Source organism: Kitasatospora cystarginea (genome assembly GCF_039533515.1).
GTDB lineage: Bacteria > Actinomycetota > Actinomycetes > Streptomycetales > Streptomycetaceae > Kitasatospora > Kitasatospora cystarginea.
The window spans coordinates 17,660-33,282 of record NZ_BAAATR010000044.1; the positions used below are offsets into that span (position 1 = coordinate 17,660).

Consider the following 15,623-nt stretch of genomic DNA (forward strand, 5'->3'; position numbering starts at 1 on the left):
CGCCGCCCGACGGTCCCCTGCACGACCCGGGCGGTGCCGCAGCAAGGAGGAACCACTGAGCATGCCAGGCACCGATTCGGAAGCCACGGCCGCACGCGAAGCCTCACTGCCCGCCCGCGCCAAGCTCGCCGTGACGGCAGGCAAGGTCGCCGCTGCCCTCTCCCAGAAGGCCGGCCGAGGCAGTGGCTCGGTGATCGGCGGCAAGGTCGCTCTCAAGCTCGACCCCGACCTGCTCGCCACCCTGGCCGAGCACCTCGACGTGGTCCTGGTCAGCGCGACCAACGGCAAGACCACCACCACCCGGCTGATCGCCGAGGCCCTGCGCGCCGCCGGCCCAGTGGTCTCCAACGCGCTGGGTGCCAACATGCCCGCGGGGATCACCGCCGCGCTGGCGGGTGGCTCGGACGCCAGGTTCGGCGTGATCGAGGTCGACGAGAAGTACCTTGCCGGGGTCGCCCGCGACACCCGCCCGAAGGCGATAGCGCTGCTGAACCTCTCGCGTGACCAGCTGGACCGGGCCGCCGAGACCCGGATGATGGCCGAAAAATGGCGCGAGGGCCTCAAGGACACCGACGCGGTGATCATCGCGAACGCGGACGACCCGCTGGTGACCTGGGCCGCCTCCTCCTGCCGCAAGGTGGTCTGGGTGGCCGCCGGCCAGGCGTGGAAGGAGGACGCCTGGTCCTGCCCGGCCTGCGGTGGTGTGATGCAGCGCCCCGGCGACGACTGGTTCTGCCAGGATTGCGGCTTCCGCCGTCCGCAGCCGCACTGGGCGCTCCAGGGCACCCATGTGATCGACCCGCAGCGCGGCGCCTGGCCGATCCAGCTCCAGCTCCCCGGCCGGGCCAACCTGGCCAACGCCACCAGCTCCGCCGCCGTCGCCGCCGTGTTCGGCGTGGCGCCGCAGGTCGCCCTGCAGCGGATGCAGTCGGTGGCGGCGGTCGCGGGCCGCTACGACGTGGTGTCCTACCAGGGCCGCGACATCCGCCTGCTACTGGCCAAGAACCCGGCCGGCTGGCTTGAGACCTTCTCGCTGATCGACGGCCCGCCCGCCCCGGTGATCCTCTCGGTGAACGCGCTGGACGCCGACGGCACCGACACCTCCTGGCTCTGGGACGTGGACTACGAGCGCCTGGCCGGCCACCCGATCTTCGTGATGGGCCAGCGCAAGCTGGACCTGGCCGTCCGCCTGGAGGTCGCGGGCCTGCAGTTCCAGGTGGTCGACTCGCTTGACCAGGCCGTCCAGGCGGCGCCGCCCGGACGGATCGAGGCGATCGCCAACTACACCGCGTTCCAGCAGCTGCGCAAGGCGGTGGCCAACTGATGTCGTACCCGACCGGAAACCCCCAGCAGTACAACCCGCAACAGGGCTACCCGCAGCAGGGCTACAACCCGCAGCAACCGGCCCAGCAGGGCTACCCGCAGCAGCCGGCCCAGCAGGGCTACCCGCAGCAGCCGGCCCAGCAGGGCTACCCGCAGCAGCCCGAGCAGCAGGGCTACCCGCAGCAGGGCTACGACCCGCAGCCCGCGCAGCAGGGATACAGCCCGCAGCAGCCCGCGCCGCAGCAGTACGACCAGCAGCCCGCGCAGCAGGGCTACGACCCGCAGCCCGCGCCGCAGCAGTACGGAAGGTCTCCCCGGATGAGTGAGAGCAGCCTGCGCCTGGTCTGGGTCTACCCCGACCTGCTCAGCACCTACGGCGACCGGGGCAACGCCCTGGTCGTGGAGCGCCGGGCCCGCCAGCGCGGACTCGGGGTGCAGCGCATCGACGTCCGCTCCGACCAGGCCGTGCCGACCAGCGGTGACATCTACCTGATCGGCGGCGGTGAGGACCGTCCGCAGCGGCTGGCGGCCGAGCGGCTGCGCAACGACTCCGGGCTGGTCCGGGCCGCCGAGAACGGCGCGATCATCTTCGCGGTCTGCGCCGGGTACCAGATCCTCGGCCACGAGTTCATCAACGACCTCGGCGAGCGCGAGCCGGGCCTTGGCCTGCTGGACGTCCGGACCACCCGCGGCGAGGGCGCCCGTTGCGTCGGCGACGTGCTCGCCGAGGTGGACCCGCGCCTGGGCCTGCCGCAGCTGACCGGCTTCGAGAACCACCAGGGTGTCACCCACCTCGGCCAGGGCGTCTCCCCCTTCGCGAACGTCCAGGTCGGCCGCGGCAACGGCACCGGGGACGGCACCGAGGGCGCCTGGCGGGACACCGTCTTCGGCACCTACATGCACGGACCCGTGATGGCTCGCAACCCGCTGGTCGCCGACATGCTGATCAAGCTGGCGCTGGACGTGAGCGCCCTGCCGCCGGCCGACACCACCTGGTACGACGCGCTGCGCGCCGAGCGGATCGCCGCGGCCGGCCAGCCCGCCTGACCTCCTCACCTCGCAGGAGCGCAGCGATCTCGGCGCTTGGGCACCGGCTGACCGGATAGCGGTCAGCCGGTGCCCAAGCGCCGCCATATGTACGACAATGCAGCCGTACGACATCGAGCCCACGCTGTTCGGCTCTTCATACAGTCTTCTGGGCGCAACCCTCCTCGGTGCCCAGCGCAGTTCTCCGCGGGTGCGCCGACGGCGCCGCTCCCGCATCGGCGCCTGCCCGGCCGGACGCAGGAACCGTATGCTGCTCACTGACCCGATTCGACCGATTGTGTCCGATTCGGGTGGTAGTCCGGCCGTCCGGTTCTTCCCCCAGCCTGGCGGCTGGGAGATGCCCCCAGGGGAGTTGCAAAGCAATGCGTATTGGAGTGCTCACCAGCGGCGGTGACTGCCCCGGCCTGAACGCCGTGATCCGTTCCGTGGTCCACCGGGGGGTGGTCGACCACGGTGACGAGATCATCGGCTTCCAAGACGGCTGGCGCGGACTGCTCGAAGGAGTCCACCGCCCGCTGACCCTCGACTCGGTGAGCGGCATCCTCGCCCAGGGCGGCACCATCCTGGGCTCCTCGCGGGTCCAGCCGAGCCACCTGCGGGACGGCGTGGAACGCGCCAAGCGGCACTGCCGCGACCTCGGCATCGACGCGATCATCCCGATCGGCGGCGAGGGCACGCTGAAGGCCGCCAAGCTGATGAGCGACGCCGGTCTGCCCGTGGTCGGCGTGCCGAAGACCATCGACAACGACATCGCCTGCACCGACGTCACCTTCGGCTTCGACACCGCCGTCTCGGTCGCCACCGAGGCGCTGGACCGGCTGAAGACCACCGCCGAGTCGCACCAGCGCGTCATGGTGGTCGAGGTCATGGGCCGCCACACCGGCTGGATCGCGCTCAACGCCGGTATGGCCGCCGGAGCGCACGCCATCGTGGTCCCGGAGCGCCCGTTCCACATCGACAAGCTGACCGAGGTGGTGCGCGAACGCTTCGACCGGCAGAAGAAGTTCGCCATCGTGGTCTGCGCCGAGGGCGCCAAGCCCGAGCCCGGCACCATGCACTGGGAGGAGGGCTCCAAGGACATCTACGGCCACGAGCGCTTCACCGGCATCGCCACCCAGCTCTCCCGCGAGCTGGAGCACCGCCTGGGCAAGGAGGCCCGCCCGGTGATCCTCGGCCACACCCAGCGCGGCGGCACCCCGACCGCGTACGACCGGGTGCTCGCCACCCGCTTCGGCTGGCACGCCGTCGAGGCCGCACACAAGGGCGCCTTCGGGCACATCACCGCACTGCAGGGCACCGAGATCAGGCTGGTTCCGCTGGCCGACGCGGTCGCCGAGCTGAAGACCGTCCCGGCCGACCGCTACATCGAGGCCGAGACCGTCATCTGACCCGTACGGCAGCCGAAACGGCCGGCCACCCTCCCGAAACGGGGAGGGTGGCCGGCCGTCACCGCATTCGTGCGCGCAATTCGACACGATCAAGAGCCAATTGACTTGACGTCAGTTGTCGCCCGGTCACACGGGGGTCAGGTGATCGGCGCCTGCTAGGCTGCCCGCGCACGAGTACGCCACCGGTCCGGCGGCCGCACCGCGCCCGGCCCGGCGTACGGGACAAGCCGAACACGCTGGAGTCCGATGGCTGACGCCGACGCCTACTTCGAGCAGGTCGGCACCCCGGACGGCACCGCCTACCGTCCGACCGGGCACACCCAGGGGCCGTGGAACCCGGAGTTCCAGCACTTCGGGCCGCCCGGGGCGCTGCTCACCCGGGAGTTGGAGCGATGCGCGGGCGACGACCTGCCGCTGGCCCGGATCTCGTTCGACATACTCGGGCCGGTGCCGCTGCGGCCGCTGACGGTCCGCGCGGAAGTCGAGCGGCCGGGCCGGCGGGTACGCCTGGTGCGCGCCGAACTCCTCACCGAGGGACGGGTGGTGGCCCTCGCCGCCGGGTGGGGCGTACAGCCCGCCCCCGAGGACGTCCCGATCGACACCGGCAGTGCGCAGAAGCCGCCGTCACCCCGGCCGCAGGCTCCGGGGGCACCACCGGAAGTTCCGGACCACTGGCGGTGCGGCTTCCTGGAGTCGGTCGAATGGTCCTTCGTCCACGGCGGGTACGAAACGCTCGGTCCGGCGGCGGTCTGGCTGCGCCCCAGGATCCCACTGCTTCCCGACGAGCCGATGTCGCCGACCCAGCGGACCGTACTGTGCGCGGACTCGGCGAACGGCGTCAGCGCCGTGCTGGACATCCGCCAGTACGGCTTCGTACCACCGGAGTTGACGCTTCACCTGCTGCGCCCGCCGGCTGGCGAGTGGCTGTGCCTGGACGCGGACACCGAACTCGGTCCCGGTCACGCGGGCCTGACCTGCGCCATGCTCCACGACGAGCACGGACCGGTCGCCCGCTCCGCGCAGAGCCTGCTGGTGCACCGTCGCTGAGCGGGCCCGCTCGGCTGCGGGCGGCGGTCACGGTCATGCGTCGGCAGCGGTCACGGTCATGCGTCGGCAGCAGTCCCCGGCCGTGTCCCGACGGCGGAACGCGGACGGATGGACGGTGCCGGAGCCGTCCCGAGGCGAGGTGGGCCTCCGGAGGGCGGACGGACGGCCGATACTGTGATCGGACGTTCACGTCGAAAGGCTGCGCCCCTATGGCCAAGATCCCCGCTGAACCGCGCGCCCGGGCGCGGAAGCCGCTGCTCCAACTGACCGGAGTGCGCCGTTCCTACGGCGAGCGGGAGGTACTGCACCCCGTCGACCTGGCGCTGGCGGCCGGCGAGTGCATCGCGCTGCTCGGCCACAACGGCTCGGGCAAGTCCACCCTGCTGCGGATCGCGGCCGGGCGCGACCTGCCGACAAAGGGCACGGTCCGCTTCGACGGGCTTGCGATGGACGAGAACGATCCCCGGATCCGGGCCCGGGTCGCCATGGTCGGCGACACGGTCGCCTGCTACCCGGACCTCACGGTGCGCGAGCACCTGCTGCTGGTCGCGGCCGCCCACGGGGTCGCCGACGCCCGGGAGTGGGTGGAGCAGGTACTGGCCGACCGACTGCTCACCGAGCGGGCCGACGCCCTGCCCTCGGCGCTCTCCTCCGGCCAGATGCAGGCGCTGCTGCTGGCCTGCGCCCTGGTCCGGCCGCGCGACCTGCTGCTGCTGGACGAACCGGAGCAGCGGCTGGACCCGGAGGCCCGCCGACGGCTCGCCGAACTGCTGCGGGCCGAGCTCGCGGACGGCGTGGCGGTACTGCTGGTCACCCACCACACCGACCTCGCGAGGGAGATCGCCGACCGGGTGGTGGTGCTCGAGGACGGTCGGATCGTCTCCCAGGGCCCGCCCGGCAAGGTCCTGGAGAGCCTCGGCACCGGCTCGGCGAGCGCCCGGTGAGCGGCGCCGACCTGGCCGCGGTGGAGCCGCTCGACGAACCGGCGGAGGACATCCCCGCCGAGTGGACCGCCGACGACGACTGGACCGACGAGACGCTGGCGCTGCTGCGCGAGATGCGTGCGCCGCACCGCCGCCGCCGGGCCGGCCAGATCGGCTACGCGCTCTACTGCGTACTGCTGGTCCTGGTCGTCTGGGGCGCCATCCCCAGCCTCGGCATGTTCATCCAGGCCTCGATGGGCACCGACTACACCGCCCACGGCCCCGCCCTGCTCGCCGCCATGCCCAGCGGCATCGCCGCGGTCGGACTCGCCACCGTCCTGCTGTTGGTCCGCGACGGGCTCTGGCGGGGGCCTGTCGTCCCGCCCCGGGCGACGGCCGACTGGCTGCTCGCCCACCCGGTCCGCCCCCACCCGGTGCTCCGGCCGTGGTTCTGGCTGTCCTGCGCCCTGGTGCTCTTCCCGGGCCTGGTGACGGCTTGCGGGGGCATGGTCGCGCTGGGACTGACCGCCCGGGTACCCCTGCCCGCCGCGCTCGGCTGGTGCCTGGCTGGCGGGGCCTGCCTGCCGCTGTTGGCCACCTGCGCCGGGCTGCTGGTGGAGCGCAGCGACCGGGCGGCGCGCTGGGTGCGGCGGCTCACTCCGTACGCGACGGTGCTGGTGGTGGCGCTCGGCACGCAGAGCGCGTTGGCCGCCGCCGGTCACCGGGTCGGCTGGCTGGAGCGGTTGGAGCTCTGGTCGGGCCCGTGGGGTTGGGCCGGAATCGCCGCGCTGGCGCCGACCCGAGCCGCGGTACCCGGCGCCTGGGTGGCCGCCGGGCTGCTGGTCGTACCCACGGTGGCCTGCCTGGTGCTCGCCGACCGGGCCGCCGCGAGCGTACCGCTGCACCGGCTGCGGGAGCGGGCCCGGGCCGCGGCCGGGGTGCTGGCCGCGCTGCGGACGGTCGAGCTGCGCGCCGCGCGGCTGGCGGTGACCGAGGCCTCGGGCGGCAGCCGGCGGCTTCGGGTCCGGCTACCCGTGCCGCGCCGCCCCTGGTTGGTGGTCCCCTGGCGGGACGCCCTCGCGCTGCTGCGCTCCCCCGCCCGGCTGGGCCGTGCCGTGGTGCTCACGGTGCCGGCGCTGCTGTGCGGCGTGCTCGCCCACGGGCTGCGCGGCATACCCTCCCTGGCGGCCACGGCGGCGGCCCTGGTTCTCGGCTACCTCGCCATAGCCCAGCTGCTCGAACCCGCCCGGGTCGAGACGGACGACATCCGCCGGGCCTCCTGGTCCCCGTACCCCGTGTCCGGGCTGATGCTGCGGCACGCGGTCGTGCCGACGCTGCTCGGCGTCCTGCTGGGGCTGGCCTGCTCGCTGGTACTGCTCCTGTCCGGTGGCGCAGCGACGGTCTGGCTGGCGCCCGCCGTGGTGCCGGCCCTGGTCGGGGCCGGGCTGGTGAACGCCTGCCGCGGCGCCAGCCGCCAGGACCTCATGTACTCGCCCAAGCAGGGGGCCGGCGGCGGGACGGGCCCGGCGGTCTTCGCGGCCTGGTACGCGGCCGGACCGGCGGTGGCGGTGCTGGTGCTGACCGTGCCGTTCGCGACGGCACTGCGCGGCACGGCTCCGGCCCAGGTCGGCATCGCGGTGCTGTGGGCACTGGTCCTGGCGGCGGGACTGCTGCGCTGGGCCTGGGGCCGGGCCCGGGCGCTGCCCGGGCAGGCGCGCCCGGCCGGCGGCTGAGCAGCTGCCGGGATGCGCCCGCGCCGGATGGGCGGCCCCTCCGACAGGCGATCGTCCCCGGTCGGTGGTCCGGCCCACACACCAGGTGGCCCGGACCTCCCGGACGGGGGTCGACTGCGGGCGGGGCGTAAGGCCCGCCTAGGCTAGAGGCCGAAGAAATCGGACGAACCGGACCTCGATCAGGCCGGCACGGCCGGACGGACGAGGGAAAGCGGGACGCGCCGATGGGCGACGGCATGGCAGGGATGCACCATCACCACGGGGGCATGGGCACGCCGGGGCCGTTCAACCTCGACAACGTGCTGAGCTGGTCGCCGGACTGGCCCTTCCTGATCGGCGGGCTGCTGGCGATCGCGCTGTACGTCGCAGGCGTGGTCCGGCTGGCCCGGCGCGGGGACCGCTGGCCGATCGGCCGCACCGTCGCCTGGACGGCCGGCATCGGCTCCATCCTGCTGGTCACCAGCACCGGGCTGAACGACTACGGCATGGTGCTGTTCAGTGCGCACATGATCCAGCACATGGTGCTCTCCATGCTCTCCCCCATCCTGCTGCTGCTGGGCGGGCCGATCACGCTGGCGCTCCGCTCACTGCGCCCGGCCCGCAAGGGCAGCGGGCGGGGGCCGCGCGAACTGCTGGTGGCGCTGCTGCACAGCCGGTACATCCGGGTGGTCTCGCACCCGGCGTTCACCATCCCGATGTTCATCGCCAGCCTCTACGGCCTGTACTTCACCCCGCTCTTCGACTATCTGATGCAGTACCGGCTCGGGCACATCGCGATGATGGTGCACTTCCTGGCGGTCGGGATGTTCTTCTTCTGGCCGATCATGGGCGTGGACCCGGGGCCGCACCGCCCCGGCTTCGTGATTCGGATCATCGAGCTGTTCATGGGGATGCCGTTCCACGCCTTCTTCGGCGTGGCGGTGATGATGGCCAGCCACCCGCTGGTGACCACCTTCACCGCCGAGGGCGCCCCGGCCGGCACCGACCTGCTCTCCGACCAGAAGCTCGCGGGCGGCATCACCTGGGCCTTCGGTGAGATCCCGACCGCGATCGTGCTGATCGCGCTGACCCTGCAGTGGGCCAAGTCCGAGGAGCGGCAGGCGCGCCGCCGTGACCGGGCCGCCGACCGCGACGGCGACGCCGAGCTGAACGCCTACAACGCCTACCTCGCTTCGCTGGAGAGGCGCGGCGCCAAGCCGGCCGCCGACGCCGGCTGAGCCGGCCCACATCCGGAGCCCCGTCCCTGGAAACCGCTGCCAGGGGCGGGGTTTCGTCGCACTCCAAGGGGTATTGCACCCTTGCCCTGACTGATGATCAGCTCTTCGGAGGTTTGCCGCGATGCCCGCCCGCTTCAAGGATCTGTGCCTGGACGCCAACGACCACCAGGCCCTCGCCGACTGGTGGTGCACCGCCATCGGCTACGTCCGCCGCCCCGGCAGCCACCAGCCCTCCGACTCCGTCCCGATCGAGGATCCGGCCGGCGCGGGCCCGCTGATCTGGGTCAACCCGGTCACGGAGCCCAAGGCCGTCAAGAACCGCATGCACCTGGACGTCTTCGGCGACACCGCCGAACTCCTCGCCCTCGGGGCCACGCTGATCCGCGAGCGCGGCGGCGACATCGAGTGGGACGTCCTGGCGGACCCCGAGGGCAACGAGTTCTGCGTCTTCACCCCGCGCGGCTGAACGCCCCGCTCAGCCGAGGGCCGGATACCCGGGCAGCGGTGCCACCCGCCAGTCGTCCGCGAACCTCCCGAGCAGCAGCCGCACGGTCTCGGCGGCGCGCGAGCACTGCGCCGGACTGGCCGATCTGACGTTCCGACAGGGCAGGGCGGAGGAGACCGGCCTGCCCGACGGCAGCGCTGACATCGTCTTCGAACGGGCCCTGGTGCACCACCTGGACGATCTGCCGACTGCCTTCCGGGAGGCCCGCCGGGTGCTCGCTCCGGGCGGGACGCTGATCGTGCAGGACCGGACGATCGAGGACGTCCGCCGCCCCGGGTCGGCCGACCACCTGCGCGGATGGTTCTTCGAGTTCTTCCCCGGCCTGCTGGAGCCGGGAGTACGCCGGCCCGGAGGAGGTCCGAGCCGACCTGCTGGCCCGCACCGGCCGGTCGATACTGCACGAGCTGACCGACGCCCAACTGACCGGGCTGGCCGACCGCATCACGGCCCGGCTGCCCCGGGGGCCGATCCGCGAGCGGGACCACTGGACCATCTGGGTGGCCACCTCCTGACCGGCCGGGCGGCATTCCTGTTCACGGACAACCACCTCATTCCTTCGTTCAGTGAGCAGCCGATGGCCTGGCATGCACGGAGACCCGGCTCTCTCCCGCCGACCGCAACGCGCGGGATCGGGCCGGGGCTGGTGTGCTGGTGCTGGGAGACGTAGTTCCAGCACCGGGAGTGAGCCAGCATGAGCACCTATCGAGCCGCGCAGGTGGCCGCCGTCGGCCAGGCGTTCGAGATCGTCGAGCGGGAGGTACCACAGCCCGGCCGTCACCAGGTACGGATCGCCGTGGAGGCCTGCGGGATCTGCCACAGCGATGCCATGTTCGTCAACGCGGCGCTGCCGGGCGTCCGGTTCCCACTGGTCCCCGGGCATGAGATCGCCGGGCGCATCGAGGAGCTGGGCGAGGGGACGCAGGAGCGCTGGCAGGTGGGCGACCGGGTCGCGGTGGGCTGGTTCGGCGGCAGCTGCCATCGCTGCACCCCCTGCCGCCAGGGCGACTTCATCGTGTGCGAGAACCTGAAGGTCCCCGGCTGGACCTACGACGGCGGCTTCGCGGAGAAGGTGATCGCCCCCGTGGACGCCCTGGCCCGGATTCCCGACGGGCTGGCGGCCACCGACGCCGGCCCCATGGCCTGTGCGGGCGTGACCACGTTCAACGGACTGCGCCGCAGCCCGGCCCGCCCGGGCGACCTGGTCGCGGTACTCGGCCTCGGCGGCCTGGGCCACCTGGGCGTACGGTTCGCGGTCGCCATGGGCTTCGAGACCGTGGCAATCGCGCGTGGCGCCGGCAAGGCCGACTTCGCCAAGCAGCTCGGCGCACACCACTACGTCGACAGCACCGCGGACACGTCCGTCGCGGACGCCCTGCAGTCCCTCGGCGGCGCCAAGGTCGTCCTGGCCACCGCCGCCAACTCCGACGCCATCACCGCGACCGTGGACGGACTGGCCCACCGCGGCGAGCTGGTGGTCATCGGCGCGACCGCCGACCCGCTGGGCATCAACCCGGCCCAGCTCATCATGCGGGCCAGGACCGTCCGCGGCCACGCCTCCGGCACCGCCCAGGACGTGCAGGACACCATGGCCTTCAGCGCCCTGCACGACATCCACCCGATGATCGAGACCAGACCGCTGGACCAGGCCGACGAGGCCTACCAGAAGATGCTCTCCGGCGCCGCCCGCTTCCGCATGGTGCTCACCACCGGTTGACAGCCGGGACGAACGGTGTCACGCCGAAGTGTGCGCGGGAGACCCCGGACAGGGCAGGACGGGAACAGGCCGCAAGGGCCCGGGTAAGCGCCACAACTCACCCAACCCGTACGGCCCTTCTCACGTCACGAGCCGATCGCGACTACTGCTGCTCACCACGTCCATGTGACCGCGCCGGCCAGACCAGCGCCTGGGCGACGATGACGCTCTCACCGTTGAAGGTGACGGCGGGGCCTTCGTGTAGTTCGTAGCCAAGAGCAATCATTTCGCTCACACGGTGGCAGAACGTGGCGTCGTCCGGTCCGGTCAAGATTCGGTAGACGGGCAGTCCGTCTGGCGGTGTGCTCATGAGGAGCAGGATCCCAGACGCATCCACCTACCGACCCAGCGGGCTGGCACCCGGCCTCAATCGCTCCCAAAGTCGTAGGCCCGTTCCGGGCTCAGTCCCACCCGAGCCGCTGCCCCCCTTGAAGGCGGCTATCAGGGCCGAGTTGACTGCACAACATCTCGTCGCCCGGCGAGCCCTCGCCACCGTCCTCGGAGACCCGGTGCCCAACTCCCGTGCCCATCTCGGCTCCCGTGCCCGCCGCATCTCGCGCATCGCCGCGGTCACCTTCGCCGCCGCCGCCGTGATCGGCCCGATCGCCATCTCCCCCGCCGCCCGGGCGGCCCGCCGAGACCGCGCCCGTCACGGCCGCGCCGCTGCACGTGCTGACCTGGCCGACGGTGACCAGTCGGGGCCACGGCTACACCTGCACCGATCTCTCGGACCACTACCCCGTGGTGTGCAGGTGATCTCCGCAATCCCGCAAAGGACTTGACTCTGCACCAGCACCTCGGGGCGGCTGACGAACGGTCGGCTGAAGGGTGAAGCCGTACTGAAGCCGGCCTGCATCGTCGAGCCGCGCGCTCGGTGGGCTACTTGGCGGACTGACTGTCCGGGTGCGTGACGTTGCTGGTGTCCAGGGAAAGGCCGCTGAACCCCGCGACAGCGGCGACCAGCACGGCTTGGGCAGTTGCCGGGGAAGGAGTCCGGAAGACCTCGATCGCGGCCCAGACGCCGATGCCGACGGGCGACACGAAGGTGAGGAACGAGAGCGTCGTCGTGAGAATCCTGCTGATGTCCTGGTCGAACTTCTTCGAGGCTGCACCCCAGAGCGGATTGACGACCGAGCCCAGTCCTCCGACGGCAAGGCCGGTGATGCCGCCGCCAAGTCCTGGTGCCCCGCTCGGCGGGTCGGTCAGCGAGAGCCCCAGGAAGGCCATGACCGCGAGAAACCCGAGGTGCTTGGCGACCAGAAGGGTCTTCCCGAGCGGGAGGGGGAGGTGTTCTACGGTGAACCAGGAGAATCCTCCGCGGCGTTGGGGCGGTCTCGTGCGCACAGTTCCACCTGTACACCTCACCGCACCATCGCGCACGCCTGCCTGCGCCTGGCGGATGAAACCTCGCTGCGACGCCTCCGGGACACGGTCTGCCGGTACCGCCGATCCACAGGATTTGATGCTCCCTCGCCGCAGCCGGACGATAGACCTATAGCGACCCCATCCGGGGAGGTAAGGCCATGACCAGGCGATGTACGACCACGGCGATAGCCGCTGCTGTCATGATCGGCGCCGGCGCGATCGCACCGCAGACCGCCGGCGCTCAGGACTACGGACCGAACACCTGCAGACAGGGATACGTCTGGCGCGTCGCACGGGCCAGTGACCTCGTGTGCGTCACACCGCAGACACGCGCCGACACCGCCACCGACAACAGTCTGGCGCCCGGCCGGACCCTCCCGAACGGCTACTGCAGGGAGGGCTACGTCTGGCGCGTGGGGTGGGGTGCCGACGACCTCACGTGCGTGACGGTGAAGGCGCGCGCGCAGGCGCAGTCGGACAACCAGCAGGCCGACGACCGGCGGCTGGCGGTACGGGTGTGGACGACCTCGGGGAACGGCACGCTCAAGATCAGCGGTGACCACTTCAATGTGAACGGCAAGGTCCGCATCGTGGTCACCGGCGCGACCCAGAGGTCCTGGACGGTCACGGCCACCGGGAACTCCGGATTCGCCGGCGGCAGCTTCGGCCTCGTCACCGGTTTCCCCGGACCGTGTGCTCCCGGAAGACCGAACTCCCAGGTCCGTGCGATCGACCTGACGTCGGGGCGGACCACGAGCAGCGTCCCGTTCGTCTACTGCGTCAACCTCTGAGTGGGCGAGTCGTCCCTGCTCAGCCTGGGGGGGATCCACCTCCTCACGCCACGCCGGGCACCTCAGCGGTCCGCGCCCTTGAGCGCGCTGCCCACGCCGACCACCAGTGCCGTGCCGAGCGCCCAGCCGACGATGGTGAAGCCGGTGGAGCACCACATGGCCGCGCTGTGGGCGACCACCAAATCGCGCTGGTGCAGGTTCACGACGGGCAGCAGGAGGTCCAGGGTGTACAGCCAGGGCTGGAACACCTGGTGGGCCGAGGCCGCCGTGCTGGTGAGGTGGATGTCGTCCCGGAGCATGGAGAACAGGACGCCGCCCGCCACCTCCAGGAGGCCGAGCGCGAACAGCACCCGGATCGGGGAGAAGCCGTAGTTGACGGTCGCCCGCATGAAGGCGCCCTTGAGCAGGGCGTGCGCCTGGCCCAGGCGACCGCTCACGCTTCGCCTGCGCGGTCACACGATCGCCGCTCGCGACGGCGTCCCAGATCCGCAGGTTCAGGCCGTTCAAGCCGATTCGAACATACTGCATCACGCCAACTCCCGTGCCGACCCGTTCCGTTGGCGGCATCAGGCAGTGGGGTTCCTCATCGCCGGACCTGGGTGTGCCCACGAGTCGCCCCGGCTCCACTCGGCTACGGGGAGGCGACCCCACTGCATGTCGCCGCCCCTTTGGTGATCGCCGGGCGGCCGGTCAGAAGTGCGTCCGGACGTACTTCAGGGCCTCACCCACGTTCGCCAGTCCCGGACCGGTGGCCTCGTCGGGGCCGGGCCCGGCCGGATTGTTGAACCGCGGATGGTTGTGGCCGACGGTGACGTCGGTCGCCGTCTTGACCAGCGCCTCGGTGAGCTGTTGGACGGTGAGGCCCGGACGGCCGCCGGCACCCAGGAGCACCGCCGCGGCGCCGGCGATCTGCGGCGCGGCCGCCGAGGTGCCCGAGAACAGCGCCCAGCCGTCGTCCGACCTGGTGCCGTCGGGGGTGTCCGGGAACTGGCCGTCGCTCGGCTGGCTCTCCTCGACGTCGAGCTCGCAGCCGGGTGGGATCGGGAGCATCAGGTACTGCGCTCGCGGCAGCATTCCCACCAGGCCGCAGACGGTGGGCACGATCTCACCGTCGAACCACGGACTGGCGTATCCGCTCGCGTAGTCGGAGGCCTGCAGGACGAGCCCGGGACCGACGAACACGCCTCCGGCCGCGATGACCCCGGGGATCTGCGGCTCGATCGAGAAGTGGCCGTTTCCTGCGGAGAACACCACCACGATGCCCTGCTGCACGGCATCGGTGATCTCCAGGACCCAGACGCGGGAGGAGGCGGGCGGCATCGGATCCGGAGGAGGGTAGTCGAGGTCGCCGCCCCAGGAGTTGGTGAGCACCTGCGGGTGGTCGCCCTTCGCCCGGAGGAACCCGGCCATCGCGCTGGTCAGTTGACCACTGGAGTTGCTCGCGCGGTAGAACCGCAGCGTCGCACCCGGGGCGACGGCGAAGACGTTGGCCGACTCCCCGGTACCGTGCCCGATCGGATCCTCGGCCGGATTGGTCCCCGGCACCACGGTGACGACGGGGTCGATGCGGTAGCCCTGAAGGGCGAAGTAGGTGTGCGCGTAGTGTCCGGTGTCGACCATGGCGACCACGACACCTCCGCCCAGCGCGCCCTGCTGCTGTGCCGCCGTGGCGCCGAGCAGCATGGCCACATCGCCCGGGAGCCGGAGGTGGTACTTGCTCACGTTCGGCGCCTGGGCGGCCGGTGACAGCCGGTACGGCGAACGCGGCTGCTCCAGCACGACGGCCTCGATCGCGTCCGTGTCCCGCACTGCGCCCACGCCCAGATCCGCGGGCTGGCCGTCGCCCACGACGTCGAGGTGGGTCACGTAGCGCAGGCGCCCGTTCTGCACCCGCTGCAGCACCTCGTACGACTCGATCCGGCCACCGGTCAACTCCTCGTACGCGGCGGGCGGTCCGCAGACGGTGAAACCCAGCCGGCTCTCGGCGGTGACCGTGAGTCCGGCCGCCAGCGCGCGCTCCTTGGCGCGGGCGCGGGTGTTCTCGTCGGCGTGGAACGGCCTGGCCGAGTCGAACTCGGTTGCCTCGGTCATCGGAACGCCGCCCTGCGACTGTGCCGACACATAGCCGAACACCAGGTCAGGGGGAGGCTGCCCATTCCTCGTGATCTTGGGAAGCATCATGTCTCCTCATCGGATCGTCCCGGGCGCGGCTGCCCGGGGAACAGCGGTCGCGGATACGGAGTCTGGGACCGGCATCACGGCGACGGACCGCACGGCCCGCACGGAGGGATCCGGTACCAGCAGTACCCGGGGATGTGCGAGTGGTCTGCGACGGAGGTTCCCGAACGCCTCCCGGAACCACGCTGCCGGGCCGATGCGCACCGACGGCCACCGGCAGGACGTCGAGCCGGCACTCGCCGCACCACCGGAGCGGGGCATCCAGGTGTCGCCGGTCACCGTCCCGCAGCTCGACCGCGGCCTCGACGACGTCCGGCCCGGGGCCGCCTGCGGCTCGTCGGCCCGTGTACCTG

The 15,623-nt window shown here is 71.8% G+C and carries 16 protein-coding genes; 12 read left to right on the top strand and 4 right to left on the bottom strand.

The features are described 5' to 3' along the window. Positions 1-61 precede the first annotated feature (61 nt). From ABD369_RS33285 to ABD369_RS33330, 10 genes are all read left to right on the top strand, one after another. On the top strand, positions 62-1,324 hold the full coding sequence (locus ABD369_RS33285) for a MurT ligase domain-containing protein (protein ID WP_344640348.1): 1,263 nt from the start codon (positions 62-64) through the stop codon (positions 1,322-1,324). Between the two features lie 317 nt (positions 1,325-1,641). Continuing rightward, on the top strand, positions 1,642-2,370 hold the full coding sequence (locus tag ABD369_RS33290) for a type 1 glutamine amidotransferase (protein ID WP_344640395.1): 729 nt from the start codon (positions 1,642-1,644) through the stop codon (positions 2,368-2,370). 362 nt (positions 2,371-2,732) lie between these two features. Next, a complete protein-coding gene (locus ABD369_RS33295; protein ID WP_344640349.1) occupies positions 2,733-3,758 on the top strand; it encodes a 6-phosphofructokinase in 1,026 nt (341 codons plus the stop codon). A gap of 246 nt (positions 3,759-4,004) precedes the next feature. Then, a complete protein-coding gene (locus ABD369_RS33300; RefSeq protein WP_344640350.1) occupies positions 4,005-4,805 on the top strand; it encodes a thioesterase family protein in 801 nt (266 codons plus the stop codon). Positions 4,806-5,014: 209 nt separating this feature from the next. Next, positions 5,015-5,749 carry an ABC transporter ATP-binding protein gene (locus tag ABD369_RS33305; protein ID WP_344640351.1) on the top strand — a complete coding sequence of 245 codons (735 nt, stop codon included), beginning with the start codon at positions 5,015-5,017 and terminating at the stop codon, positions 5,747-5,749. Next, on the top strand, positions 5,746-7,461 hold the full coding sequence (locus tag ABD369_RS33310; RefSeq protein WP_344640352.1) for a hypothetical protein: 1,716 nt from the start codon (positions 5,746-5,748) through the stop codon (positions 7,459-7,461). The genes ABD369_RS33305 and ABD369_RS33310 overlap by 4 nt, the downstream gene beginning before the upstream one ends. 245 nt (positions 7,462-7,706) lie before the next feature. Then, positions 7,707-8,678, top strand: coding sequence for a cytochrome c oxidase assembly protein (locus tag ABD369_RS33315; RefSeq protein WP_425557831.1), 972 nt, complete (start codon positions 7,707-7,709; stop codon positions 8,676-8,678). 121 nt (positions 8,679-8,799) lie between these two features. Beyond that, positions 8,800-9,144: a VOC family protein gene (locus ABD369_RS33320; protein ID WP_344640354.1), complete on the top strand. Its 345-nt coding sequence runs from the start codon at positions 8,800-8,802 to the stop codon at positions 9,142-9,144. 124 nt (positions 9,145-9,268) lie between these two features. Further along, positions 9,269-9,850, top strand: coding sequence for a class I SAM-dependent methyltransferase (locus ABD369_RS33325; RefSeq protein ID WP_344640396.1), 582 nt, complete (start codon positions 9,269-9,271; stop codon positions 9,848-9,850). A 24-nt stretch (positions 9,851-9,874) separates the two neighbouring features. After that, positions 9,875-10,897, top strand: coding sequence for an alcohol dehydrogenase (locus ABD369_RS33330; protein WP_344640355.1), 1,023 nt, complete (start codon positions 9,875-9,877; stop codon positions 10,895-10,897). Positions 10,898-11,039: 142 nt separating this feature from the next. Here the strand turns inward: ABD369_RS33330 and ABD369_RS33335 are convergent, their stop codons facing one another. After that, a complete protein-coding gene (locus ABD369_RS33335; RefSeq protein WP_344640356.1) occupies positions 11,040-11,246 on the bottom strand; it encodes a DUF1737 domain-containing protein in 207 nt (68 codons plus the stop codon). Positions 11,247-11,388: 142 nt separating this feature from the next. Here ABD369_RS33335 and ABD369_RS33340 point away from each other — a divergent pair, with 142 nt between their 5' ends. After that, the gene (locus ABD369_RS33340) at positions 11,389-11,718 is read left to right on the top strand and encodes a hypothetical protein (RefSeq protein ID WP_344640357.1); all 330 of its coding nucleotides are present in this window, start codon (positions 11,389-11,391) and stop codon (positions 11,716-11,718) included. 97 nt (positions 11,719-11,815) lie between these two features. On the opposite strand, the gene ABD369_RS33345 is transcribed toward ABD369_RS33340, so the two are convergent. Beyond that, complete coding sequence (locus ABD369_RS33345; RefSeq protein WP_344640358.1) at positions 11,816-12,280, bottom strand: hypothetical protein; 465 nt, start codon at positions 12,278-12,280, stop codon at positions 11,816-11,818. A 179-nt stretch (positions 12,281-12,459) separates the two neighbouring features. Here ABD369_RS33345 and ABD369_RS33350 point away from each other — a divergent pair, with 179 nt between their 5' ends. After that, the gene (locus tag ABD369_RS33350) at positions 12,460-13,092 is read left to right on the top strand and encodes a hypothetical protein (protein ID WP_344640359.1); all 633 of its coding nucleotides are present in this window, start codon (positions 12,460-12,462) and stop codon (positions 13,090-13,092) included. A gap of 62 nt (positions 13,093-13,154) precedes the next feature. Here the strand turns inward: ABD369_RS33350 and ABD369_RS33355 are convergent, their stop codons facing one another. Next, complete coding sequence (locus ABD369_RS33355; RefSeq protein WP_344640360.1) at positions 13,155-13,529, bottom strand: hypothetical protein; 375 nt, start codon at positions 13,527-13,529, stop codon at positions 13,155-13,157. A gap of 253 nt (positions 13,530-13,782) precedes the next feature. Further along, entirely contained in the window at positions 13,783-15,183 is a 1,401-nt protein-coding gene (locus ABD369_RS33360) for a S8 family serine peptidase (RefSeq protein ID WP_344640361.1), read from the bottom strand. Positions 15,184-15,623: the final 440 nt, after the last annotated feature.